We start from the raw sequence: 21823 nt of genomic DNA, 5'->3' as shown, positions 1-21823 counted from the left end.
GCGGGCTAGCGGGTTGGGATTTCCTCGGGGTTGACCACGGCTTCGTCGTCGCGCTTGAGCGCGAAGACCGCAATGAGGCCAGCGACGAAGACCACGCCGGAGATGACGAAGAACGTTGGCTGGTAACCAATCTGGTCACGGAGCGAGCCCAGCGGCGTCGACAGGATCACGTTGCCGAGCTGCGAAGACAGCTGGAATGCCACCAGGTACAGGGTCGCGGAGAGTGCCTTGTTGAAGTGGATCGCGAAGTACTTGAAGATAGCCAGGATGCACAGCGGAACCTCAAACGCGTGCAGCATCTTCGCGATACTGATCAACACCGGGCCGGTAAACGCCGCGCACAGGAAGATACGGACAAACATGACGCCGATCCCCAGCAGCAACGTATTGCGGGCGCCTACCTTGCGCATCAACAGTGGGATGAGACCCATCATGATCGCCTCAAGGAAGACCTGCACCGAGTTCAACGTGCCGTACGCACGCTGGCCGACCTCCGGCGAGCTAAACAGGGACGTGTAGAAGTCCGGGAACATCTGCTGGTCAAATACGGTGTAGAACGTCCAGGACAGCAACACAATCACGATGACCTTCCACACATGGCTGTCCTTGAGCAGGCCGAGCATCTCAGAGACCGGCGGGGTCTTCGCCGTGACCTCCTCAATCGAGGCTTCCTGTGCCGTGCCCTTCGGGTGCCAGAACAGCTGCGTGCACAGCAGCAGCGCGCCGAGCGCGGAACCGATCCAGAAGTTCAGCATTGGGTTGATGGTGAAGAAGATACCCGCGAGCAACGCGACAATTGCGTAGGCAAACGAACCCCACATGCGGGCCTGGCCGTACTCGAAGCCAGTGCGGTTTGCCATCCTCTCCACGAACGCCTCCAGCAGCCCGGCGCCAGCCACAAACCCGGCCGAGAGCACCACGCTGCCCAGGATTGCGCCGACGATGAAGTGGTCACGCAGCAACGGGTGGTAAATGAACTGCGTGAACGGCCCGATGAGGGTTGCGCTCGCGCCGATGAAAATGGTCAGTGGGCGCTTCAGGTCCAGCTTGTCCTGAAGCACGCCGTACACCAGCATTAGCGCCATCGTGATCGCGCCCTGGATGGCGTACACGGTACCTACCTGCGCGCCGTTGAGCTGCAGACCGCCAGCCTCAGACGTGAGCCAGATCTGGTAGAAGGACCACCAGATTCCCCACGCTGCGAAGAACAGGAAAATCGTGGCGGAACCGAAGCGGTACGCGGGGTTTGAAAACTGTGATCGAAGCATCTCCATCGCCGAATGTCCTTTCTGTGAGGCCCGGGGGTAGCCGGGCACGACAATGGCTTCGCAGGGATATGTGCAGTTGCGCGTGCTGCGCTTCTCGTTCTTGGTCCTTGCAGCGACCCTGCTTAAACCTTTAAGCACATAGTATGTCGGGGGTGTGCGAAAGGTGGGGAAGGTGCTAAAACGATTTAGCGAGCTTGGGAAACGCTCCCACGCTCAACCACTTTCAGGGGGAGCAAGGTGGGATTCTCGGTACCGGGCTGTTCGCCGGACAGAAGGCCAACCAGCATGCGCGCCGCCCGCGCACCCATCTCCTGATACGGCAGCCGGAACGTCGTCAGACCCGGCCGCACCAACGCCGCCAAATCCTCATCATCAAAGGACAACACCGAAATTGTCGACGCCACATCCAACCCCGCGTCCTGCATCGCCTGATACACGCCCAACGCCAAACGATCGTTCGCCGCCAGGACCGCGGTGGGGTAGTTTGTGGGGTCGTCATCAAGAATCTCCGACATCCGCGCATACCCCGACGCCGGCTCCCACACCGACGCGTGGCCCTCCGCGTGCAGACGGATCCCGTGGTGGGCCAGGGCGGCGTCGATACCGCGCATGCGCTCGCTAATGCTGAACGAAGGCGTCGCGGCCTCTGGGAACCTGCCGATCAACGCAATCGAACGGTGCCCCCGCGCCACCAAATAGTCAATCGCGTCCCTGCCCGCAGCAAAGTCATCCGGCAAGATCGCAGGAAGATCGCCCGCCTGACCGTTGCAGATCACGAGCGGCAAGTTCGTCTTTGGCAGTCCAAGTTCACGCGACGCCATCAACCCGACCACAACGCCATCCACGTTCCGCGACTCCAACGTATGCAACGCCGGAGCAAACCGATCCGAACGGTGGCCGGTCTCCGCCATCATCACCGCGTGGCGCAGCTGTTCAGCCTCGTCCACGATGCCCGTGATCATCGGGGACGCGAAACGGGTAGTTGTGACCTCGTCGGAGAGGAAACCAATCGTGTGCGTGCGTCCAGTCTTCAGTGCCCGCGCCAGCGTATTCGGGCGGTAGCCCAGTTCGCGCGCGGCCTCCCGGACCTTCCACGCCGTCTCCTCCGGGATGCGTGAGCCGGGCTTGCCATTGAGCGCGAGGCTCACCGTGGCCGTGGAGACGCCGAGATGCTTCGCGATATCCGCGAGCGTGACACGATGCGAACTTCTGGACATTTGAAGCAGTATAGCCGGGACGGTCTGGTCTTAGTTGGGATGGGCGTGATGGGATGCGGTGGGGTGGAAGGTGTCGTCGAAAGCTGAGTCGGGATTTTGTGAACAGAATTGCGTCTGCTGCGGGTCGGACTACTCGCAGGCGACGCCGTCGCCGTCACGGTCGAGCTTCGAACGGTAGCCAGGCTCGTGGCTGTAGATGGGGGTGACACCCGCGCGGCGAGCTTCTGCGCAGGACTTGTAGTGGCCATTGGCAGGCAGCTTGCCACTGCGTGCCGGCGCGGGTGCTTGCTTCGGAGCTGGAGCCGGGGCTGGCTTTGGGGCAGGGGCCGGCTTCGGTGCCGGTGCGGGTTTCGGTGCTGGTTTTGGAGCAGGAGCTGGCTTCGGGGCAGGATTCTTTGCTGGTGGTCCAGGGATAATGCCTGGCAGTGGATTCGGGATGATGCGTTGCTGGACCGCCCAGAACGTAGCACCAGCGCCGATGCCCAGTACCGCGAGGATGCTTGTGACTGCGATGGCGGCGATGGCGCCGTCGGAAAGCCCTTCTGAAGGGGTCTCCGGCTTGGAGGTTGTGGTGGTTGTCGGGACAGGACTTTCAGGAGCGGCGTGTGCTGGTGCTGCGACACCGAGCGCGAGCGAGCAGGCGAGGGCTGCTGCGATAGTTGTTTTTCTCATGTGTACAGCATGTCATAAACATTGGAAAAGCCTGAAATGGCATGTTGCAAGAGGGTGGTTGCAATCCCTCACTCGTCGCCGTGGAGGTATGAAGCCTGTGGGCTTTTGTAAAAGCTCTTTACATGTTTTTCGCTAATTCGCTGTCTTGCAAGCTTTCCCCTGAGCCAGTCAATGGCGGCTTCACCTCGTTTTAGTCGTTCTTCGTTTTCACCAAGCTCTGGTCCACCGCACGAGGTCGAGCCATCCTTATCAGCGATGGGGTGTGCGAACAACCTGGAGCTCGGAGAGTGATTTCATGCAGATGGAAAAGGCGAAGCGGTTTGTGTATGAACCATCACATAAAACTCTTGAATCGGTGGACATTATTGGTTATGATCAGGGCAATGCTGGCGATAAGTCCTCCAGGGGAGGACTTCTTACCCCGATAGGTGAGATAGCCAGCTTCTCTATGTTTTATGGGCGCCCCCATGGAAGGAACAAACTCGCAAGCGTCGGTTTAATGCACGGCTCAAACCATGTGCATTTCTTACCTTCTAAATGCCGCTGCACAGCCCAAAGACCGTAATCAGCTACTTGCAATCCCCACGCTGAGGGCGCGGTCCACACACATAGCGTGATATTTCGCTGTATCTGACTGCACACTTCTTCTACTGCTTGTCGCGCAGCTTCTCTGATTCCTTTGGTACCGAACTCTGCCACAATGACGAACAGCTCGTCTTGAGGCTCGGAAACTTGGAGGGCGATTTCTTTGAGGTGTAAGTACCAGGCTGTCTTGTAGAGACCCATTGGTCCAGCGTCTTTGATGTGCGGGTATGCGTTTGACTTGTACAGGAAGGTTGTATCGAAGCGGGGCGCTTGCTTTTGGATGAGGCTGAACATTTCGTTTCGCGTTCTAGCAGAGTCGTCGACGGCGTGGAATCCGCGGGTGAGCTTAATTCCTTCTTTGGAGCGACTAGCGCGTAGGTGGAGACCCTGTAGGAGGTCGTCTCCGTGTGTGTCGTGCTGGAATGTGGCGGTTCCGAAGCCGAAGTAGGTTGATGCTCCGCCACCTTGTGGGTTCGGTGTCCCGTCGTAGTCAAGGTTTCCGGTTTCGTCGGCGTAGAGGTAGATGCGTTTATTCATGGCTTTCAGAGAAGTATTACAGTTTCGATCAAGTAGGCAGGTTTCGCGGTTATGCTTGTTGTCTTTGTCTGATTGCGTGGTCGCTATCAAGGTCTTGCCAGGTGGTGACAACGTAGGTTGTGGCGTCTAGTTTTGTGCGAGCAGGTTCGGGTTGTGCCGATAGAGGCGTTCACATAGCTCGGCCTCTAGCGGGGAGACAGGCAGGGGTGCAACGAATTGGTCAGCTTGTCGTTCTCGGCGGGCATGGAGCGACTCGCTCATCCCTGCGTGGCGCCCGTGGGTAGCGTGCCCCGACTCGTGTGCAAGTGCGTAGCGCCGTTCGATTGGGCGCAGACCGGGCGCAAGCAGAATCAGGTCGTAGTTGGGGAACTAGCCACCAGCGTCACCTGCGAGCCATACAGCGTCATCGACATCGACCTACACGCCGAGCTCGCTAGCCATGTCCAGCAGCGCAATGAAATCAGACGTCAACGGTATCTCCTTATTTGCGGTGCGTGGTTGGCAATTGCGTCACGCTCGCAATCTGTGACTCCACGGGCGCCGCCTCAGCGCTAAGGCGAGTCAACTCTGTGAGATCAACCGGATCGACGAAGGTGTTCTCCATCAGCACGTGGACAGGCTCGTGAACTTGCCAGCCGCGCCCGGAGATTTGCATGCGCAAACTCCGGTAGCGCTTGTAGTCAATCAGCTCGAGCTCATGGGTTCGTCGCACAATCGCTTGAATAGAACAGCCCCACTGCGATTTCAGGTGCGCATAGTCAGACAACGTCGCCTCTGGTGTGACGTTGTCAGCGACAAGCTGCGGGGGCATCAGCAATGCCCCCGCAAATTGGTTGGCTTCAGTCTCAATTACAGGGAGGTCGCGCCGGGTTGTTGCGGTGTGCAGGATGAGGTGGCCGAGTTCGTGGGCAAGGCTAAACCTGTATCGGTCGCCGCTACGTTGCCGGTTGAGGGCAATGACGCGCAGAGGTGCTGCTGTGGGGGTGGAAACGCCGTCGAAGTTGGTGCCGTCGACAACGTCGTCGGGAAGTGATGTGACGATCACACCGCATTGGTGCAGTGCTGCTGTCAGGTTGCCGATAGCGGTATCGGGTGCGAGTTGTAGGTGTTCGCGGGTGCGGGCGGCTGCTTCCTCGATGACGATCTGGTCTAGTGGTTGATCAGGCAGGTCTAGCTTTGGCAGGCTGCTGGTTTGGTCGGGGAAGCGGCGTTTGAGGTAGTGCTCGGTAATCGAGAACGCGGTGGCGATTTTCTCCGATTCGGGTTGCCCTAGTCGTGCTGTTCGGAACAGGAGGTCCGGTGAGTCGTAGTAGTCGATGGGTTCTTCAAAGAACTCGCGGGGAACCTTGGTGACAAACTGCGCGGTAGTCAGGAGCCGTGGCGACAGGTTGCGTCGTTGGCGTTCGACGCTACTAAGCGTTGATTGCGAAACCCCGAGCTCTGCGGCGAAGGCTCCTTGCGTGTAGCCAAGCAGAATTCTGATGTGTTTGAGGTTTGTGCTTGCAGTGGACATGTAGCTGGTGCTTTCTAGGTGCCGAAGTTGAACTCTTGTTCGTCGGCGCGTGTTGGGTAAAACTTGTCTTCGGTGATCTTCTCGTTAGGAGTAAGTAGCTGGAATTCTTGCGATAGTTTCCTTGCCTCTTCAAGGGTGCCTTCGCCGTCGAAGAGTTGTATCGAAAACTTGGTAATCGAGTCCGTCTCCGGCTTCGGGAACTCCCAGAACAATACGATACGGCGTTTGTTTTCGATTAAGGGTTGGTCCGGGGTCTCTATGGGGGAGTTGCGGAATCCTTTCTTGCGGCGCACCACCAGGAAGGCGTCGTCGTTCTCAAACCATAGGCGGGTGGGAAACCCTGATGCTTCGCAGAGTTTAAGACCTCCGAGTCCGCTCTCGCGGAACTGCCGATGCAGTGCTACGAGCATGGCTTCACGGTCTAACCCTGGGTACTCATCGAGGTAATCGACGTAGGGCAGATTTCGGCGGTAGTCCAGCGCGACACCGACTGCTTCGCGTAGCTCGTCGTGCTGCTTTGTTAGCTGCTTGTGGATACGGCGCACTAGTAGGGCGTTGTCTTGGCGGGGATGGGGCATCGTTACTCCTTTATGTAACATTCCGTGTGATATTTTCACACTTTAGTAATAATATCACTCGAACTGTTACATCGGTCGGGGTAAGGGGGTTATCGCGGTGACTTTTATGAAAGGGTGCCCGTTGCTGCCGTCGACCTCATAATGTCGACCAACGCAGGTCAGCACGATTTAGATGATTTGGGGCTATTCTGTCGATTTTACGCTGACCTGCATTGGTCAACCGGAGTAGGTCGACGGGACGATGTCGACGGGGGCGGCGCCCCGGCCGCCCGTCTGCCGACCCGCTAGTCTGAAACGCAAAAACCCGAGGCAACGCCTCGGGTTGTAGTTGCTCCTCCAACTGGGCTCGAACCAGTGACCCTTCGATTAACAGTCGAATGCTCTGCCAACTGAGCTATGGAGGAATATGTGCTTGAAAGCAACGAGCAATACTTTAACCCGGATGTTGGAAATTGAAAAATCGCCAGGTGGGGGCATGTTTCGTGGACATGGAAGGTGGGCGGTATGTAGGGTGGGCGCTATGAAACACTCACTGCTTGCACTCACTGTTGCTTCGGCTGTGTCCGTGACGGCCGTCCAGGCGCCTGTCGCGTGGGCGGAGGAGAACTCGGCGGACGGGAATGCGCAAGGGGCGCAGCAGACGACAACGAAGGACGGCAGCTCCGGGAGCTCCGACGGCGAGGAACTGAGCCCGGCTGCGATTGCGGGGATCACGCTTGGTGTGCTGGCCGCGGTTGGTGCGGGCGCTGCGTTCGCGGCGTCGCAGGGCATGATTCCGAACGTGGACCCGAAGATGGTTGCTGGGTTGACGGGGTTGTCCTCGACGGTGCCGGGGTTGGCGGCGTTGGGGTTCGGAGGGGCGTCGATAAATAGGTGCTCGCCGCAGGCTTTTGATGCGGTGATGCCGGGCTGGCCAGGCGTGACCGGGACGACTGTGCTGTACTGCGAGGGTCAGTGGGCCGTGGCGGGGCAGAAGCAGTCGGATTGGATTGTGCCGTTTGAGCGCAAGGGGGATCGCTGGGTGGCGCTGCTGCCGGATGGGACGTCGAAGCGCGGGCTGAACTCCGCGTGCTACAACGGTGACGCGCTGCGAGGCCGCGGTGCGCCACAGCAGTTTGTTGACAAGATCCGGGTCTGTGCCCCCGATGAGATCGGGCGGTAACGTGCCGCTGTAGTCTTGCAGCGTGGAAAAAAGAGGATTTCGAGTAGGCGCGCTGGTGCTTACTGCGCTGGTGATTGCGCTGGTCACCGCGTTTGCGGTGTTGAAGTTTGTGGTCCCGAACGGCCTGCAGGTCGGTCGGGAGGAGATCAGTGAGGCGTCGATAGGGGCGTCGTTTAGGCAGGTGGGGGAGCTCTCGGTTGAGGAGTATGCGTACTCGAACGTGGGCAACTACGACAATAAGGGGCTTGAGCTCGCGGGTGTGAAAGTGCCGCTGACCGGGCGCAACTTCTTGCTGAGCTACAGCGGGACCGTCAAGGCGGGCATCGCGGACGTCGAGGCGATCGGCGTCAACATTGACGACGCCGCCCAGACCATCACGGTGCGAGTCCCGGAGGTGAGCGTGACCTCCTCGGAGATCGACGATAAGAGCGTGCAGGTGTACAAGCAGTCGATGAACCCGCTCAACCAGGTCAAGGTGGAGGACGTCACCGGCTTCCTCGCCGAGGAGAAGACGCGTGCGGCGGACCGCGCGGTCAAGGAGGGGCTGCTGGATCGTGCGCACACGCGCGTGGAGGAACTCATGACATCGCATGCGGAGGCGCTCAAGCAGGGCACCGCGATGCAGGACTACGAAGTGCGCGTCGAGTGGGTGCGCAAGTAGCTATCATGTGGGCATGATTTTAGAAGAGCACCTTGCATCCTGGCCGGTGAAACACTGCGCGGCGGCGCTCGTCGGTACGCATGGGGAAACCTACGGGGACCAGCACCGGGTGTTTGAGCTGGCGAGCGTGACCAAGCTGCTCGCCGCGTACGGGGTGCTGCTGGCGGTGGAGGAGGGAGCCTTCGAGCTGGACACCCCGTGCGGGCCGGATGGCTCCACGGTGCGTCACCTGCTGTCGCACGCCAGCGGCGTCGGGTTTGATAGCAGGCGCCCGCAGAAGCCAGTCGGGGAGCGGCGGATTTACTCGTCCGCTGGCTACGAGATTCTTGCGGACTTCGTGGAGGAAACCACCGGCATCGCGTTTCCGGAGTACCTGCGCGAAGGAGTCTTTGCGCCGCTCGGGATGGAGACGGCAGTGTTGGAAGGCTCCGCGGGCCACGGGGCGCGCGCGAGCGTCGCGGACCTAAGCAAGTTCGCCGCGGAACTGCTGCAGCCCACGCTGCTGCACCCGGACACCGTCGCGGGGGCGTTCCGCAACCAGTTCGGGGATTTGCGTGGGGTAGTGCCCGGCTACGGGATGCAAAAGCCATGCCCGTGGGGTCTCGGATTTGAGATTAAGGGGGAGAAGTCCCCCCATTGGACGGGGGACACCATGCCGGCCGACACGGTGGGGCACTTCGGTATGGCGGGGACCTATCTGTGGGTTGCGCAGGGCCAAGCCATGGTCGCGCTCACTGACGAGCAGTTCGGCGAGTGGGCGAAGCCCTTGTGGCAGGAAACGAACACTGCCATCTGGAACGCCCTGCTTTAGACTCGGGGGCATGCACGATACACACACGCCACCCCCGGAAGCAGGCCACCGCCTGCCGCCCGGCCAGGTTTGGCCACTCATGCTTGCCCTGTTAACCGCCGTCTTCGCGTTCCAACTGAACGCGTCCATGCTGGCGCCCGCGCTGGCGACGATGGAGCGTGAACTCGACGCCACCACTTCCCAGATCGGGTTGACGCAGACCGCGTTCTTTACCGCTGCGGCACTGTTTTCCCTGTTTATGCCGCGGTGGGGAGATTTGATTGGGCGTCGAAAAGTGCTGGTGGGCATGATGGTGGTCACCGCGATTGGCTCGGTGGTTGCGGCGCTGGCGGCGAATGTCACCATGCTGTTCATCGGGCGCGTCATTCAGGGCGTGTCGGGGCCGACGGTCGCGCTGACGTCCGTGATGCTGCGCCAGGAGGTGCGCGAAGAGAAGCAGTTCGCGCTGCTGATTGGCATCTTGACCTCGATTAACGGTGGTATCGCGGGTATCGACGCCATTATGGGCGGCTGGCTCACAGCTGCCTTCGGCTTCCGCTCCCTGTTCTGGGTGATCGGCGTCTTCGCGGTCGTGGCGGTGTTTGCCGTGCACTTCGGCGTGCGTGAGACGAAGTCCGACGCCGGCTACGCCATGGACTGGAAGGGCGTGGTCCCGCTGGTCGTGGCCGTCGGCGCGATCCTGACCGCGCTGAACGAGGCCGGTGCGTTGGCCGCCGCGAACTGGTTCATGGTCATTGTCCTGCTCGCGGTCGGCGCGGTGGCGCTGGTGGTCTTCTGGCGCATCGAGTCCTCCACGGAGCACCCGCTGGTTGCCCCGCACCTGCTCAAGGAGCGGCGCACGTGGGCACTCTTGACGACGACCACCCTGACTATGACCGGCATTTTCGCCGTGATGAACGGCCTGGTCCCGAACCTTGCCCAGGACGAAACGTTTGGTCCGGGGATGTCGGCGGGCGTGGTGTCCTGGTGGACGCTGACCCCGTACGCGCTGGCTGGTCTGGTGTTTGGTCCGATCGCCGGGTTCTGTGCCGGGCGGGTGGGCTACAAGCTCATGCTGCAGATCGGTATCGCCGGTGCGTTCCTGTCGGTGGTCTTCGGCACGTTCGTGGTGTCTAACCCGACGAAGGGCTTGCTGTTGGCGCTGTCGGTTGCCGCTGGTGTGACCTACGCGGGTATCGCGAACATCATGCTCGGTTCGCTGCACGTGGTGCTGGCACCGAAGACGAACCAGGGATATCTGCCGGGCCTGAACGCGGGCGCGTTCAACCTGGGTGCCGGGATCTCCTTCACCGTGATCTTTGCGGTGGTGGCCACGTTCGCCGACCAGAACGGCGGCTACCGCGCCGGCATGATCGCGGGCGCAGTCCTGCTCATTGGCGCGTTCTGTACGTCGTTCCTCATCCCGCGCCCCGAATCGCTTCCGGACACGATCGCCGCAGAAGACGCGGCACGAAAGAAGGTGCAGTAAATGACAACCAAGATCATCCTCGACTGCGACCCAGGCCACGACGACGCCGTCGCCATCCTGCTCGCAGCTGGAAACCCAAACATTGAACTCCTTGGCGTGACCACCGTTGGTGGCAACCACACGCTGGAGAAGGTCACGCGTAACGCGGCGCAGGTGCTGACCGTGGCAAAGCTCACGGACGTTCCGCTGTACGCGGGTGCGACCCGGCCGATCCTGCGCGAGGTAGAAACCGCCGAGGGCATCCACGGCGACACCGGCATGGAAATCCACGGCTTCGAGCTTCCCGAGCCGGCGCTGTCGGTGCAGGAGACGCACGGTGTGCAGTTCATCATCGACACGATCATGAGCGAGCCCGCCGGGACCGTCACCCTGGTACCAACCGGCCCGTTGACTAACATCGCGCTTGCAGCCCGGCTGGAGCCGCGCATCGTCGAGCGCGTCAAGGAGGTCGTCCTGATGGGTGGGGCGTATGGCACCGGCAACTGGACGCCAAGCGCGGAGTTCAACATCATCGTCGACCCGGAAGCCGCCCACATCGTCTTCAACGAGAAGTGGCCCGTCGTCATGGTTGGCCTTGATCTGACGCACCAGGCACTGGCGACGAAAGAGGTCGAGGAGCAGTTCGCTGCGTTGGGCACGAACGTCGGCGACTTCGTAGTGGGGCTCTTCGGTGCGTTCCGCAAGAACTACCAGGACGCCCAGGGCTTTGATGACCCGCCAGTCCACGACCCATGCTGCGTCGCCTACCTCATCGACCCAACTGTGGTGGAGACGGTCAAGGTACCGGTGGACGTCGAGACGCAAGGGCTGCTCACCACCGGGCGCACCGTGGCCGACTTCCGCAGCCCCGCGCCCGCGGACTGCCACACCTCCGTGGCCACGAAGCTCGACGCCGAGCGGTTCTGGTCCATGGTGCTCGACGCAGTAAAGGCGCTGGGGTAGCAGCCAGGTAGCTCCTGACCCTCAAGTAGAGCTTCAGTAAACAGGGGGATCAACCAGTTGTTGAGGGTTGCCCGGTGTGTCTCGTGTCATGCAAAGTGATGCGAGAGGCCGTTGGGGAAGACGAACCTCGTCTCGCACGAAGATGCGCCCGCCTAGTCAGCGGGCGCGGAACCGGCTAGTCACCGGGCGCGTGCGCCGCACTGTCACACACAGAAGGGTCCCCACAAATGACAACAACTCTCGTTGCCCCGCGTACGTGGCGCTCTGTCTGCGCCGCGCCGACGACCTCCGTCATGAGCATCCAGGACATGCCCGCCGCAGCGCGTATGCGCGTCGAAGAGCTCCTGCTCATGCTCCCGGACGCGCCAGTCAACCAGGAAGCACTCTGGGACGACGCCTGGTTCACCCGCTGGCGTCGCGACGCCTCCGGCACCTACCAGTGCCGCGAAACTTTCCGCGCGACCCCGGACGTCACGCGCAGCTTCGCGGACGCGCTCGCGACGCTAGCCGCCGAGTACGGCTTCAGCGCCAGCATCGAAGCGGCAGGATAGGGCTAGCTGTACGCGCCGTCGCCGAAAGGATCGGTGATGACGTCCACAAGCTGGGCGACGGAATCGATCACCTTCGTTGGCCGGTACGGATAGCGGGCGATCTCGGCGTCATCCGAAATTCCCGTGCGCACCAGCAGCGTGCGCATGCCGGCCTCCAGGCCGGACTTCACGTCCGTATCCATCCGGTCACCAATCATTACCGTGTGCTCCGAGTGCGCGCCGATATTGTTCAGCGCCGAGCGCATCATCACCGGATTCGGCTTGCCCACGTAGTACGGCTCCATCCCAGTCACCGACGTAATCATCGCAGCCACCGCGCCCGTCGCCGGGAGAATGCCGTTCGGGCCGGGGCCCGTCAGGTCCGGGTTCGTGCCGATAAACCGGGCACCCTTCAAAATCAGGTTGCAGGCCGTCGTGATCGCCTCAAACGAATAGGTGCGCGTCTCGCCCAACACCACAAAGTCGGGGTCCTGGTCGGTCAGGATCCACCCGGCCTCGTGCAGCGCCGTGGTCATCCCGGCCTCACCAATCACGTAGGCCGAGCCCTCGCCGACCTGCTGCGACAGGAACGTCGCCGTGGCCGTGGCGGACGTCCAAATCCGCTCCGGCTCAATCTGCAAGCCCATCCGGACCAGCTTCGCCGAGAGGTCCCGCGGGGTTTGCATCGAATTGTTCGTCAGCACCATAAACGGAATCGATTCATCGTGCAGGCGCTGAATGAAGGCGTCCGCGCCGGGAATCATCTGCCCTTCCTTGTGCAGCACGCCGTCCATGTCGGTGAGATAGGAAATAGTCACGCTACGCTCCTTTGTAGTCCTCGTGCCCTTCAATGTAGGCGCTGAGCTCACCCAGCGTCGAGTGCTGCCGGTAGGTTTCCTCGTCAATCGGCACGCCAAGCTCTTGCTCGATGCGCACCGCAAGCTCAATACGATCTAACGACGCCACCCCGGCCCCATCCAGCGTGGTCTCCCGACTCAGGCCTTCAGTGTCCTCGCCGGTGACACGCTCAATGAGGCGCGTGAGCTGAGCGAACGCGGAGGCATCCTCGGTGTTCGCGGTGGGGTCGGAGGGGGCGGCGTCAAGCTTGAGAGCGCTTAAATCTAAGCGTTGTGAGAGTTCCATACCCACATAATAAGGTGGAAGCATGCTGCAAACAGTTGCCTACCTCCGATCGCTGACGCCGAAAGCGCGCCGACAGCTCGTGGAAACCCGCGAACTGTTGCACACTGGCGATGGCGAGTACGGGCTCAAGCCGGACCGCGAAGGCGTGCTCACCGTCGACGCCGGGGGAGAGCGCGTCAACATCCACTGGTACGAACTCGGCCCCGAGGATCCCGACGCCGTCACCGTCGTCTACGTCCACGGCTTCAACATCGCCGCCGAAGAGTTCTTCCTGCAAACCGAAGCGGTCGCAGGCCACGGGGTGCGCCAACTGCTGCTTGACCTGCGCGGGCACGGGCAGACCGGCAAAGTCGACCCCGAACTCTTAACTATCGACGCCGCCGCCGACGACGTCGCCGCCGTCATGCGTGAGCGCAACGTGCGCGGACCCGCCATCGTGGTTGGCCACTCGCTCGGCGGACCGATTTCGCTTTCGATGATGCGGCGCTACCACCACGAATTCAACCTCGCGGGCTCGGTGCAGATCTCCAGCGCGGTCGAACCCTTTACCGTCCAAGGCCTGCCACAGATCCTGGCAGGGCCGATCGGCCGCTTCATCGAAGGCGTCGTCGCCGTGACCCCGCACTTCGCGGAAGGCGTGCGGCAAGTCGTCACCGACATGCTCACCCCGATCCTCGCGCTCGGGTTCTACTTCCGGCCGATGAGCTACCAGCTGGTGCAATTCCACGCCGCCATGATCCGCGAAACCCCGCTGGAAACCTACGCAGGCTACTTCGAGGATCTGCTGCACCACTCGGAACTCGACGCCGGCGAGGTGCTTGGCACCATCCCCGGCTACATCCTCGTCGGCGACCACGACGCCGTCACCCCGGTGTCCCAGAGCGCGAAACTCCACGAGATCTGGCCGCGCGCCTACATGCAGGTGCTGCCTGAAAGCGGCCACATGCCGCCTCTCGACGCCCCCGGCGCCGTCAGCACCGCCATCAACCGACTCATCCAACGCATTACCGAAGACGTGAAGTAACCCATGAATTACAAATTGCTCGCCGTCACCACCGCCGCAACCTGCGCCATCGCGTGCGCCCCGCACGCAACCGCTGCGCCTACTGACGCCGAGAAATACCAGCCCAGCTTCCAAACCGAGGCGCGCTACCTGCCGCTGGTCGAAGGCCAGCTCTACACCGAAATGACACGCTTCGCGCCAACCGGGGCTCCAGCCGGGACGACCTTCCGCGTCATGGGGCAAGAAGAAGAGGAAGGCGAGCCAGTCGTCGCCAGCATCGACGATACGGACCACAGAACGCTAATGGCCCGGCTCCGGTTCCTCAACTGCGACCAGGTCGAAGCCGGGCAGCTGTACGGCAAACACTGCCGCACCGTCCAGCGTGGTGAAAACACACGCGACGCCTACATCGAGGTGACCTACCCGGACGGCTCCTCGGAAGACATCCGCACCAAGGTTTCGCTCATTGCCGACCAGCGCCTCATCTACGAGCCCGTCTACAAACCAGTCGAGGTCACCCACGGCGCATCGTTCACTGCGACCCCGTTCAACTTGCGTGAGCGAGTCGAACTCCCAACCGACGCGAAGTTCGAGCTCATCGATCCACCAGCCGGGTGGGACCTCTCCATCGACCCCGTCACCGGCACCGTCAGCGGCACCGCCACCGACGCCGCCCGCACCCCCTCGACCGTCGAGGTCCGCGCCACATTCGAAGACGGCACCGCCCGCACCGCTGACCTCCGGCTCAACCACGACGGCCCCAACCTACCAGCACCGGCGCAACCACAAACACCCCCAGCGGACTCGAACGGCTCCTCGGGTTCGAGGGCGCTCGTCATCACGCTAGGGGTGCTCTCTACGCTCGCGGTGGTCGGGGCGCTGTTCGCAGCGTTGGCGCCGAACATTCCGGCGCTCGCCCCGTACCTGCCGCGCTAGCCCTTAGGCTTCGGTTGGGTCGTCGATCTTCAGGTCCTTCGCAGCCTGCGCGGCAACATCCATCTCGATCTTGCCCTCGTTCGCCAGACCCATCAGCGCTGCCACCACCATCGACTCGGCGTCAATGTTGAAGTAGCGGCGTGCCGACTCACGCGTATCCGAGAAACCGAACCCATCCGCGCCAAGCACCAAGTACTGGCCCGGCACGTACGGGCGGATCTGCTCCTGCAGGTCCGTGGCGAAGTCGGACGTCGCAACGTACGGGCCCTCCGTCTGCTTCAGCTGACGGGTCACGAACGCCTCGCCGACATCCTCGCCCGGGTGCAGCAGCTGCTCGTTGGCCACACGCGCACCGTCGCGCGCACACTCCACCCAGGACGTCACCGAGTACACCGAGGCGCCCACGTTGTAGTCCTCCTGCAGGATCTTCTGCGCGCGAAGCGCCTGCTGCATACCAATACCGGACGCCAGCAGTGACACGTTGTGCTCGTGCTTCTCGCCCTCGTCGAACAGGTAGATGCCCTTGTGCAGGCCCTCAACGTCGAGGTTCTCTGGGCGCGCCGGCTGGTGCGTCGGCTCGTTGTAGACGGTGATGTAGTACATCACGTCTTCGCCGTGGCCGTCGCCGTACATACGCTCGATGCCCTTGGAAATCAGGTACGGCATCTCGTACGCAAAGGCAGGATCGTAGGTGACCACCGCCGGATTTGTCGACGCCAAAATCGGCGAATGACCATCCATATGCTGCAAGCCCTCACCAAACAGGGTGGTGCGTCCCGCAGTCGCGCCGATGATGAAACCACGCGTCATCTGGTCGCCAGCGGCCCAGAAGTTATCGCCCGTGCGCTGGAAACCGAACATCGAGTAGAAGATGTACATCGGGATCATCGGCTCGCCGTGCGTCGCATAGGACGTACCGGCCGCGATGAAGGACGCCGAGGAACCATCCTCGTTGATGCCCTCGTGCAGGAGCTGGCCGTCCGACGCCTCACGGTAAGACAGCTGCAAGTCGTGGTCCACCGGGACATAGTTCTGGCCCTGCGGGTTGTAAATCTTCAGAGTCGGGAACCAGGAGTCCAGGCCGAACGTGCGCGCCTCATCCGGAATGATCGGCACCACTCGCTTCCCGATCTCCTTATCACGCATTAACGCCTTAAACGTACGCACCAGCGCCATCGTCGTGGCAACTTCCTGCTTACCCGAGTCCTTGAACATAGCCTTGTAGGCCTTCTCGAAGTCCTGCTGCTGCTCCAGCGGCGTGAACTTCACACGACGCTCCGGCAGGTACCCGCCGAGCTCCTCGCGGCGCTCCTTCAGGTACTTGATCTCCGGCGCGTCCTCGCCCGGGTGGTAGTACGGCGGCAGGTACGGATCCTTCTCCAGCTCCTCGTCGCTGATCGGCACGCCCTGCTTGTCGCGGAAGCGCTTCAGGTCCTCCAGCGTGAGGTTCTTCATCTGGTGCGTCGCGTTACGACCCTCAAAGTTGTGGCCCAGGCCGTAACCCTTAATCGTGTGCGCCAAAATGACCGTCGGCTTGCCCTTGGTCTCCAGCGCACGCTTGTACGCCGCATAGATCTTGCGGTAGTCGTGGCCGCCGCGGCGCAGCGCCCAGATCTCCTCATCCGACATGTCCTCGACCAGCTTCAGCGTCCGCTCGTCGCGGCCGAAGAAGTGCTCGCGCACAAACGCGCCATCATTGGCCTTAAACGTCTGGTAATCACCATCCGGAGTGGTATTCATGACGTGGACCAGCGCACCGTCCTTGTCCTTCTCCAGCAGCTCATCCCACTCGCGGCCCCACACAACCTTGATCACATTCCAGCCAGCGCCAATGAAGAAGGCCTCCAGCTCCTGGATGATCTGGCCGTTGCCGCGGACGGGGCCGTCGAGACGCTGCAAGTTGCAGTTGACCACGAAGGTCAAGTTATCCAGGCCGTACAGCGACGCCATGTGCAGTAGACCGCGCGACTCCGGCTCGTCCATCTCGCCGTCGCCGAGGAACGCCCACACGTGCTGCTGATCCGTGTCCTTAATACCGCGATCCTGCAAGTACTTGTTAAAGCGAGCCTGGTAAATGGCGTTCATTGGGCCCAAGCCCATCGACACCGTCGGGAACTCCCAGAAGTCCTTCATACCGTGTGGGTGCGGGTACGACGGCAGACCACCCTGCGGACGCGAATGCTCCTGACGGAAACCATCCAGATCATCCTCAGTCAGACGACCCTCCAGGAACGCACGCGCGTACATGCCCGGGGAAGCATGACCCTGGTAGAAAATCTGGTCGCCGCCCTGCTCAGCGTCCTTGCCGTGGAAGAAGTGATTAAAACCAACCTCATACAACGCCGCCGCCGACGCATACGAGGAAATATGGCCGCCAACCTTCACACCCGGACGCTGCGCGCGGTGCACCATGATCGCCGCGTTCCAACGCATCCAACGGCGGTAGCGCTTCTCAATCTGCTCATCACCAGGGAACTCCGGCTCCATCTTCGTCGGAATCGTATTCACGAAATCCGTCGACGACAACGCAGGCAAATCCACCCGCTTCGCCGACGCCCGCTCCAACAGGCGCAGCATCAAAAATCGAGCACGCTCCGGCGTGGACTGGTCCAGAATCCCATCAAACGAGTCAATCCATTCTTGGGTCTCTTCCGGGTCCGTATCATGCAGATACGAAGCGACACCCTCGCGGATCAACGGGATGTTGGAGTCATTATTGTGTTCAGCCAAGGAACGTCCTCCTAACGTTTCGGGCCTGCAACCAGCGAGGCACAGGCGGGAATGAAAACCTGCAAAACAGGATACGTGGTTTCAGCCAATTGCGTTGAACGTCACAAAACTCGAGGGCCCCCGGAGGCCGTCGCATATTTGTCCGGTAATGTGTAACCCGCAGATGTAAACTAAACGGCATATTTGCATACAACACTCATCTCATTGGGAGGAATAAGAACGTTGGGCGCCAACGGTGTCGATACATACGCTGACCGACTAGGGGTCAATCAAGGCGAAATCGTCCAAGAAATCGGTTGGGACGACGACGCCGACGCAACCATCTCCGAAGCGATCGAAGACCGCATCGGCGACCAACTCCTCGACGAAGACGCACAAGACCTCTGCGACATGATCCTGCTCTGGTACCGCGAAGACGACGGCGACCTTGTCGACGTCCTCGTCGACTGCTCCCGCAACCTCGACGACAACGCCCGCATCTGGCTCATGACCCCAGGCGCCTCCAAGCCCGGCGGCGTACAACCCGGCGTCATCTCCGAATCCGCCCAACTCGCCGGCCTGGTCCAAACCACCGCCGACCGCTTCGGCGAATGGCAAGGCTCCTGCCTCCGCTCCGCCGGTGTACCAAAATAGGCGTTTACCTGCCTGTTTGTTGTTAATTTTGCGATCGGTAGAAGCTTTGTTAAAGTCTCTACCCAGCGCGCCGTTAGCTCAGCTGGAAGAGCAACTGGTTTACACCCAGTAGGTCGGCGGTTCGAGCCCGTCATGGCGCACCAGGTCAAAGGCCCTTTCCGAGGAATCGGGGAGGGCCTTTTTCACGTCGCCACGACATTTCCACGACATTTTGAAAAAGTGTCGTCGAGTCGTCGTTCCGCCACGACATCCAAGTCACCATCAAACAAATCAGCGTAAACGTTGAGTGTCATTGCTGCCGAAGCGTGGCCCAATTGTCGTTGTACGACCTTCACGCTCGCCCCGGAACCAACCATGAGCCCGGCGGCGACGTGGCGTAGCCCGTGTGGGGTGAGCTTCGACGGGAACGACGTGTCCTTGCCTTGGCAGCGTTTCACTGCGTGCGCGAAGAATGATGTGTGGCCCAGGGGTCGCAGTGGCCCGCCGTTGGTTGCGGTCCACAGCAGGGCGTCTTTCGTTTTGCCGCGCGTGCGCTTCTCAAGCAGACCGGCAACCCACTCGGTGATCGCTACGGTGCGTTGCTCGCCGGTTTTTGGGGTGCCGTAGATAGGGCCGGCCGTGGTGTGGCGGGCGTTGCGTTCGACGCGTATGCGGCGGCGTAGGAAGTCGATGTCGCCGACGCGCAGGGCGGTGGCTTCGCCGTAGCGTAGCCCGGAGGTGCCGAGTAGGGCTATGAGGTCACCCATGTCGCCGCATTCACGCACAAGGGCTTGTAGCTGGCCTGGGGTGAGGTACACCTTTATGCCGGGGCTCTTTTTGGGGAGTTTCACCCCACGCGCCGGGTTTGATGGGATCATGCGGTCTTGTACTGCCAGGTCCAGTATTTGGGCGAGGACCATGTGGCAGTTGCGTACGGTGGTTGGGGATGCTGGTTCGTTGGTTGGTTCGGGGTGTTTGCCGGAGGTGTGTTTTTTGATGGTGCCGAGCCATACCTGTATCTCGGATTGGCGGATGGTTTTGATTTGGCGGTCGCCCCACATGGGTTCGACGTGGATGCGCCATGTTGATTCGTTGATGCTTTTGGTGGCGGGTTTGAGGTGCGCCCAGGATTGTTTCCATGTGTTGGCGAGGTCGTTGATGGTGGTGGTGCCGAGTTCGGGGGCGATCCAGTCACCGTCTCCCATGGCGGTGGTGTTTTTCGCGGCCCAGGCTTGGGCGTCTGATTTTCTTGCGAAGCCTTGTTTGGTGCGGCCTTTTCCGGTGGGGTCTCGGTATTGGACGCGCCATTTGCGGCCTGTCGTTGTTTTGTATGGGGTGATGCTTGCCATAATGGGTGTGTCCTTCCTTTGTTGGGTTGGATTGGTGGCCCCCTGGCACTTCTGGTTTTTCTGCATGGCCACATTGGGAAAACCCTTCGGCCATACCTGAACCGCAGGATTGGGAACACTCAACCACATGTCCAAACTGCGGCAACAAACTGACCTGGGATTTTAGCGACCCCATAGCAACAGTTATCCATACCGGATATACGGAGGAAGAGATTAGCTAAAATCGGCTCTAGTACACCCAATTCAATTAGAGACGAAACATGGCCACGAAGAACCGGACGATTTTCTACTACTCACCAAAATGGTGGGATAAGGACGACCAACCTATCGATATCCCAAGTACATTTTGGAACGATATTTGGGATGAGATTAATGCTTTAGATGGGTCGAGCTTTTCATTTAAGCACTATGGGAGGGACTATATTGTCCAGGCAGCAAGTATAAAATCTCCTTCCGTAAAGTTCCTGTATATTGGAAAGGTTCGTTCTAAAGACGATTGGCCTGACCATCGAGACCAGGGCAGCGACCAAATTGAGAGGCTCGCTCAAACTGGTATCGGTGGTCATCTCATCGAAGGTGCCTACCTGACCGCATCAGGGCACGAAAACGTAGTAGCAATATCGAGAACTCAGAATGGAGCTACAGTCTCCGCCATTAGCGCAGCAATTTCTCACCATTTCAATACTCTTCAAAGCGGAAATCGCTTCGAATTAACCCCGTTTGTCCGTAGGGACCAACTCAGACGTCTGCAAGAAGCTGATGGTGCAACTAGACTTCAGCTCACGCTCGACAATGATGTAGACCTTGCAGAACTTGATGGGGATGACAGTGTGAGTAAAGCTTTGGCGAAAGCTAAAGAAATCGACACCGGAAATCAGATGACGGTAGGTATCACTCTAAGCTTTGGCAATTATACGGTCTCCCCCTCAATACAGGATGATATTAAGACTGCGCTTGTCAACCTGTTTGGTAAGGAAACGGATATTCAGAAATTCAAAAAAGCTGAGGCCACCTTGACCAATTGGGACAAGGATGGAAAGCTGCGCAAAGATTCGATTGACTTCATCTCCGATCGAATCACGATTAAAGAATCGTTCCAGAACGAAGAAAATGAGCAACCAGGGCCCGAGCATATTCTTCAGGGAATGCTTGAAGCAAACAGTAAATTTCGCGAAAAACTTCGTAAACTTTAGAAGTTATCCCATAGAAGGCAGAGAGGCATACAATGAAGTGGGGAAAGACACGGAAGGAGATACTTCGTTCTTATCCACGTCTAATTGATGCAACGCTGCTAACACTCACTATGTTACATGCGCTGCTTGCTCTGACGGGTCAAATACCTGATATCTGGCATGCGTTGTCAGACTCTGCGACCCCAGATCGAACTGAGTCCCTCTATACCGGCGCGCTTGGGGCTGCAGCTACAGTATCGGGTTTTTCTGGTGTAGTAGTAATATTTGCTCTGACTGCCAACGGCAAACGCTTTCAAAATCTCCGAGTACTTGGAGGGAAAGCATTAAAGTCCAATTGGATAAGTTCCACATCATCTGGATTTTTCGCAGTCCTTGCTTTCACACTTGCTAATCTTCTTAGCCTTCTCAATTGTCCGAGTATTGCCCCATACATATTTCAAGCAGGATTCCTGTTACTCGCGCACTCTTCAATTCGTTTAGTTTGGCTACTTGGAGAACTCACCGAAATTGTCATTGCTGCAGATCGCGATGCTATTAAACAAGCTCGGCAAGTTTCCTCTACCCGTGAATTGCATGGCTGACCGGATAAAATAAAGAGCTCTATTATTGAGAAATCGAAGTTTCTCAGTCTAGCTGGAGCATTAAACATGCTGCGCCGCCTGGCCCCGCACAACCTCGTGCAGGGGCCATTTTTAATACCCAAAACCACCCAACCACTGAGGAGAAACCACCCATGAAAAACTGCGAACTCAAAATCGCCACCGCCACCACCCGCACCTCCTCCCACTGAACCAACCAACACACCACCCTCCAAGACCTACAGACAATCATCGGCTTCTACAAAGGAGAAGGCAATGACAGATGAAATGATGACCGCGACCGTTTACAGCCGCCCACACTGTGTGCGGTGCAC

At 59.9% G+C, this 21823-nt stretch carries 21 protein-coding genes and 2 tRNA genes; 12 read left to right on the top strand and 11 right to left on the bottom strand.

Going from position 1 to position 21823, the window contains the following annotated elements; all coding sequences use genetic code 11:
* Positions 1–5: 5 nt before the first annotated feature.
* The 7 genes from KBP54_RS07975 to KBP54_RS07945 all read right to left on the bottom strand — a co-directional run bounded on the left by KBP54_RS07975 (position 6) and on the right by KBP54_RS07945 (position 6774).
* Complete coding sequence (locus tag KBP54_RS07975) at positions 6–1268, bottom strand: oligosaccharide MFS transporter (protein ID WP_256005281.1); 1263 nt, start codon at positions 1266–1268, stop codon at positions 6–8.
* 185 nt (positions 1269–1453) lie between these two features.
* Positions 1454–2485 carry a LacI family DNA-binding transcriptional regulator gene (locus tag KBP54_RS07970; RefSeq protein ID WP_256005279.1) on the bottom strand — a complete coding sequence of 344 codons (1032 nt, stop codon included), beginning with the start codon at positions 2483–2485 and terminating at the stop codon, positions 1454–1456.
* 129 nt (positions 2486–2614) lie between these two features.
* Positions 2615–3157, bottom strand: a complete 543-nt coding sequence (locus tag KBP54_RS07965) for an excalibur calcium-binding domain-containing protein (protein ID WP_070362136.1) — start codon at positions 3155–3157, stop codon at positions 2615–2617.
* A gap of 453 nt (positions 3158–3610) precedes the next feature.
* Positions 3611–4279, bottom strand: a complete 669-nt coding sequence (locus tag KBP54_RS07960; RefSeq protein WP_070362137.1) for a DUF3800 domain-containing protein — start codon at positions 4277–4279, stop codon at positions 3611–3613.
* 481 nt (positions 4280–4760) lie between these two features.
* Positions 4761–5792: an XRE family transcriptional regulator gene (locus tag KBP54_RS07955; protein ID WP_070362138.1), complete on the bottom strand. Its 1032-nt coding sequence runs from the start codon at positions 5790–5792 to the stop codon at positions 4761–4763.
* Positions 5793–5806: 14 nt separating this feature from the next.
* Positions 5807–6370: a hypothetical protein gene (locus KBP54_RS07950; RefSeq protein ID WP_070362139.1), complete on the bottom strand. Its 564-nt coding sequence runs from the start codon at positions 6368–6370 to the stop codon at positions 5807–5809.
* A 331-nt stretch (positions 6371–6701) separates the two neighbouring features.
* Positions 6702–6774, bottom strand: a tRNA-Asn gene (locus KBP54_RS07945).
* A 116-nt stretch (positions 6775–6890) separates the two neighbouring features.
* Here KBP54_RS07945 and KBP54_RS07940 point away from each other — a divergent pair.
* The 6 genes from KBP54_RS07940 to KBP54_RS07915 all read left to right on the top strand — a co-directional run bounded on the left by KBP54_RS07940 (position 6891) and on the right by KBP54_RS07915 (position 11965).
* Positions 6891–7532, top strand: a complete 642-nt coding sequence (locus KBP54_RS07940; RefSeq protein ID WP_256005277.1) for a hypothetical protein — start codon at positions 6891–6893, stop codon at positions 7530–7532.
* A 22-nt stretch (positions 7533–7554) separates the two neighbouring features.
* Positions 7555–8193, top strand: a complete 639-nt coding sequence (locus tag KBP54_RS07935; protein ID WP_256005275.1) for a DUF4230 domain-containing protein — start codon at positions 7555–7557, stop codon at positions 8191–8193.
* 13 nt (positions 8194–8206) lie between these two features.
* On the top strand, positions 8207–9004 hold the full coding sequence (locus tag KBP54_RS07930; RefSeq protein WP_256005274.1) for a serine hydrolase domain-containing protein: 798 nt from the start codon (positions 8207–8209) through the stop codon (positions 9002–9004).
* 10 nt (positions 9005–9014) lie between these two features.
* A complete protein-coding gene (gene uriT / locus KBP54_RS07925; protein ID WP_070477959.1) occupies positions 9015–10472 on the top strand; it encodes a uridine transporter UriT in 1458 nt (485 codons plus the stop codon).
* Positions 10473–11414 carry a uridine-preferring nucleoside hydrolase UriH gene (gene uriH, locus KBP54_RS07920; protein ID WP_256005272.1) on the top strand — a complete coding sequence of 314 codons (942 nt, stop codon included), beginning with the start codon at positions 10473–10475 and terminating at the stop codon, positions 11412–11414.
* A gap of 227 nt (positions 11415–11641) precedes the next feature.
* Positions 11642–11965, top strand: coding sequence for a hypothetical protein (locus tag KBP54_RS07915; RefSeq protein ID WP_070477953.1), 324 nt, complete (start codon positions 11642–11644; stop codon positions 11963–11965).
* 2 nt (positions 11966–11967) lie between these two features.
* Here the strand turns inward: KBP54_RS07915 and KBP54_RS07910 are convergent, their stop codons facing one another.
* Positions 11968–12762 (bottom strand): HAD-IIA family hydrolase, encoded by a 795-nt coding sequence (locus KBP54_RS07910; protein ID WP_255365820.1) that lies wholly within the window; start codon positions 12760–12762, stop codon positions 11968–11970.
* A gap of 1 nt (position 12763) precedes the next feature.
* The gene (locus KBP54_RS07905; protein ID WP_256005270.1) at positions 12764–13087 is read right to left on the bottom strand and encodes an acyl carrier protein; all 324 of its coding nucleotides are present in this window, start codon (positions 13085–13087) and stop codon (positions 12764–12766) included.
* 22 nt (positions 13088–13109) lie between these two features.
* Between KBP54_RS07905 and KBP54_RS07900 the strand changes: the two genes are divergently transcribed.
* Positions 13110–14111 (top strand): alpha/beta fold hydrolase, encoded by a 1002-nt coding sequence (locus KBP54_RS07900; protein WP_083329349.1) that lies wholly within the window; start codon positions 13110–13112, stop codon positions 14109–14111.
* A gap of 3 nt (positions 14112–14114) precedes the next feature.
* Positions 14115–15026 carry a Rib/alpha-like domain-containing protein gene (locus tag KBP54_RS07895; RefSeq protein ID WP_256005267.1) on the top strand — a complete coding sequence of 304 codons (912 nt, stop codon included), beginning with the start codon at positions 14115–14117 and terminating at the stop codon, positions 15024–15026.
* A gap of 3 nt (positions 15027–15029) precedes the next feature.
* Here KBP54_RS07895 and aceE read toward each other — a convergent pair whose 3' ends face one another.
* A complete protein-coding gene (aceE, locus tag KBP54_RS07890) occupies positions 15030–17756 on the bottom strand; it encodes a pyruvate dehydrogenase (acetyl-transferring), homodimeric type (RefSeq protein WP_256005265.1) in 2727 nt (908 codons plus the stop codon).
* Positions 17757–17960: 204 nt separating this feature from the next.
* Here aceE and KBP54_RS07885 point away from each other — a divergent pair, with 204 nt between their 5' ends.
* Together KBP54_RS07885 and KBP54_RS07880 are read left to right on the top strand one after the other, a co-directional pair.
* Positions 17961–18389 carry a DUF3052 domain-containing protein gene (locus tag KBP54_RS07885; RefSeq protein WP_070362150.1) on the top strand — a complete coding sequence of 143 codons (429 nt, stop codon included), beginning with the start codon at positions 17961–17963 and terminating at the stop codon, positions 18387–18389.
* A 67-nt stretch (positions 18390–18456) separates the two neighbouring features.
* Positions 18457–18532: transfer RNA gene (locus KBP54_RS07880), tRNA-Val, on the top strand.
* A gap of 39 nt (positions 18533–18571) precedes the next feature.
* Here KBP54_RS07880 and KBP54_RS07875 read toward each other — a convergent pair.
* Positions 18572–19717, bottom strand: a complete 1146-nt coding sequence (locus KBP54_RS07875; protein WP_256005263.1) for a site-specific integrase — start codon at positions 19715–19717, stop codon at positions 18572–18574.
* A 260-nt stretch (positions 19718–19977) separates the two neighbouring features.
* Here KBP54_RS07875 and KBP54_RS07870 point away from each other — a divergent pair, with 260 nt between their 5' ends.
* Both KBP54_RS07870 and KBP54_RS07865 read left to right on the top strand, forming a co-directional pair.
* Entirely contained in the window at positions 19978–20910 is a 933-nt protein-coding gene (locus KBP54_RS07870) for a hypothetical protein (protein ID WP_070362152.1), read from the top strand.
* Between the two features lie 110 nt (positions 20911–21020).
* Positions 21021–21491 carry a hypothetical protein gene (locus KBP54_RS07865; protein WP_256005261.1) on the top strand — a complete coding sequence of 157 codons (471 nt, stop codon included), beginning with the start codon at positions 21021–21023 and terminating at the stop codon, positions 21489–21491.
* The last annotated feature ends 332 nt before the right edge of the window (positions 21492–21823 follow it).

It is taken from the genome of Corynebacterium pseudogenitalium (assembly GCF_024453815.1).
GTDB classification, from domain to species: domain Bacteria; phylum Actinomycetota; class Actinomycetes; order Mycobacteriales; family Mycobacteriaceae; genus Corynebacterium; species Corynebacterium pseudogenitalium.
The sequence above is the reverse complement of the archived record's forward strand: the minus strand, read 5'-3'. Positions and strand labels throughout refer to the sequence as shown.